Below are 2,712 nucleotides of genomic sequence, written 5' to 3'. Positions count from 1 at the left end.
GATTATTGCCCATAGTGAAAAACAGGGTTATGCTCAGGTTTATTTAAATATGAATGAGCTACCTTTAAATAATTTAGATAGCTTTTTACAGTCCTTTTGTGTACGAGTTGCTGATAACTTAGGATTGCCGGATAACTTAGACAGTTATTGGAAAAAGCGTTTACCCAGCAAGGTAAACTGCAAACGATACTTAGAGCAGTATTTATTAAAGTCTTTAGATAGTCCAGTAGTTTTGTGTTTGGATGAAGTAGAGCAAGTCTTTTCTCATCAAGAGGTGGCTGAAGGGTTTCTGACTTTGCTGCGCAGTTGGCATGAAGATGCTAAGAGTAAAGAGGTTTGGAAAAAACTACGATTGATTGTGGTTTATGCTACGGAAGTTTATGTTAATTTACCTACCGATCAGTCGCCGTTTAATGTGGGATTACAGATAGAATTACTAGAGTTTACTGAACAGCAGGTTAAGGGCTTTGCTGAGGCTTATGGGTTGAATTTGTCTGGGGATTCAGTAACGCAACTGATGGCAATGGTGGGGGGACATCCTTATTTATTGTCCCAAGCTTTTGATTATCTCAAGAATCACCAAGCAGGAGACAACACACTGGATACCCTTTTGGTTAATGCCCCCACAGAAGCTGGAATTTATGGCAGTCATCTCCGTGAACTGTTAACTAGTATTCAAGAGCATCCCGAATTGCTGGATGCTGTTAAATTATTAGTTAGTACCACTAAACCCGTGCGCCTGGATGCTACTATCACTCGCAAGTTGGAAAGTATTGGATTGCTTGAGCGCTATGGTAATGATTGTAGTTTGATATCTAATTTGTATCGTCTGTATTTTAGCGATCGCATTTTGGGGAGTAGGGAATCGGGAATCGGGAATCGGGAATCGGGAATCGGGAATCGGGAATCGGGAATCGGGAATCGGGAATCGGGAATCGGGTAATAATATTATTATCAATAGACCAGGAAGTAGAATAACAATGAGCAAAACTATCTTTAACTATACCTAATTCTTAAAAACCACTTATTCTCTCTCCCCATCTTCCCACACTTGCTACACTCTTATCACTGCTCCCTGCTCCCTGCTCCCTGCTCCCTAAAACCTAAAAATTTGTACCTCACCGAATGCCAAACCGCTGTAATGACCAATCAACACTCAACAATCTACAAAGTAGGAGGTAGTTTACCTCAGGATGAACCGACTTATGTGACCCGACAAGCGGATCAGGAGCTTTTTCAGGCATTGATGGCTGGGGAGTTTTGTTATGTGCTGAATTCCCGACAGATGGGTAAGTCTAGTTTGCGGGTAAGAACGATAAAACGCTTGAAAGAAGAGGGATTTGCTTGCGCGTCTATCGATCTGACCGTGATTGGTAAAGAAGATATCACGGTGTCGATGTGGTATGAAAGTTTGATTATGTTATTGGTGGATGATTTCGAGCTTTTCGGAAAGTTTGATGAAGACAGTTGGTTAGACGAGCGTGCTCAAATCTCTCCGGTGTTGTGCTTAAGTAAGTTTATTGAGCAGATAGTGTTAAGCAGTATTCCGGGAAAGATTGTTATTTTCCTGGATGAAATTGATAGTATTATTAAAGTTAGGTTTAAAGATGATTTCTTTGCGTTAATTAGAGCCTGTTACAATCAACGAGCCGAAAAGCCAGCTTACAATCGTCTCACCTTTTGTTTGCTGGGGGTGGCAACTGCTGCAGATTTAATTCAGGATAAACAGCGCACTCCGTTTAATATTGGTCAGGATATTCAATTAACTGGGTTTACCTTTGAGGAGGCTAAAGGGCCGTTGGTTCAGGGTTTGGTAGGTAAGGTTAATAATCCTGAACAGGTGTTAGGTGAAATAGTAAACTGGACGGGGGGACAACCGTTTCTGACTCAGCGCGTGTGTCGTTTGGTGGTGCAGACTTGGGAATCGGGCAATAGTCTTTCCCTAGACCAGATCGTGCGTAGCAAGATTATAGACAATTGGGAAGCTCAGGATGAACAGGAGCATTTGAAGACCATACGCGATCGCATTCTCAGGAATGAGCAACGGGCTGGTATGCTATTGGGTTTGTATCAGCAAGTGTTGGAGCACGGGTGTATAGCTGCTGATGGCAGTGAGGAACAGACGGAATTAAGGTTATCGGGGCTGGTGGTTGAGCGCCATGGTTGTTTGGAAGTTAACAACCGGATTTATGGGGAGGTTTTCAATTCCGATTGGGTCAAGACAGAATTGGCTAGACTACGTCCCTACTCTGAAGCGTTTACCGCTTGGGTTGATTCTGGGTGTAAGGATGAGTCTTTTTTGTTGCGGGGGAAAGCATTAGACCAGGCCGAACAATGGTCTAGGGGAAAAGCCTTAAGTGATTTGGATTCCCAGTTCTTAAGAGCTAGTCAGGTTTTAGACAAGCGAGAAGTCCAAAAGGCTTTGGCTGCTGAGAAAGAGGCTAGTGAGATATTAGCTAAGGCTAAACAGGAAGCGGAAGCTTTGCTAGCAGAAGCCAAATTATTGACACGACTAGAACGGAAAGGACTTATTATTTTAAGACAGTTACAGGATAATGCTTACTACGGCCCCAGTACAATAGGGGAAACGCTTTTGTATGAAGCAGTAGAGACTGGGCAAGAGCTACTTAGTATAGTAAAAGATGGTTGCCCCCTGGAGCAATATCCTGCTACTAGTCCTATAAATGCCCTCCACCAGAGTATTAGTCAATT

2 protein-coding genes are annotated in these 2,712 nt (G+C 42.8%); both read left to right on the top strand.

Going from position 1 to position 2,712, the window contains the following annotated elements; genetic code table 11:
* On the top strand, positions 1-943 hold a 943-nt coding region (locus F6K38_RS39040; protein WP_287360301.1), incomplete at its 5' end, for an AAA-like domain-containing protein.
* A gap of 198 nt (positions 944-1,141) precedes the next feature.
* A partial coding sequence (locus tag F6K38_RS39035) for an AAA-like domain-containing protein (protein ID WP_287360299.1) occupies positions 1,142-2,712 on the top strand: 1,571 nt, incomplete at its 3' end.

This window comes from Moorena sp. SIO3B2, from assembly GCF_010692525.1.
GTDB classification, from domain to species: Bacteria; Cyanobacteriota; Cyanobacteriia; order Cyanobacteriales; family Coleofasciculaceae; genus Moorena; species Moorena producens.
Note: the sequence above shows the minus strand (reverse complement) of the source record. Positions and strands in the feature narration are given on the sequence as shown.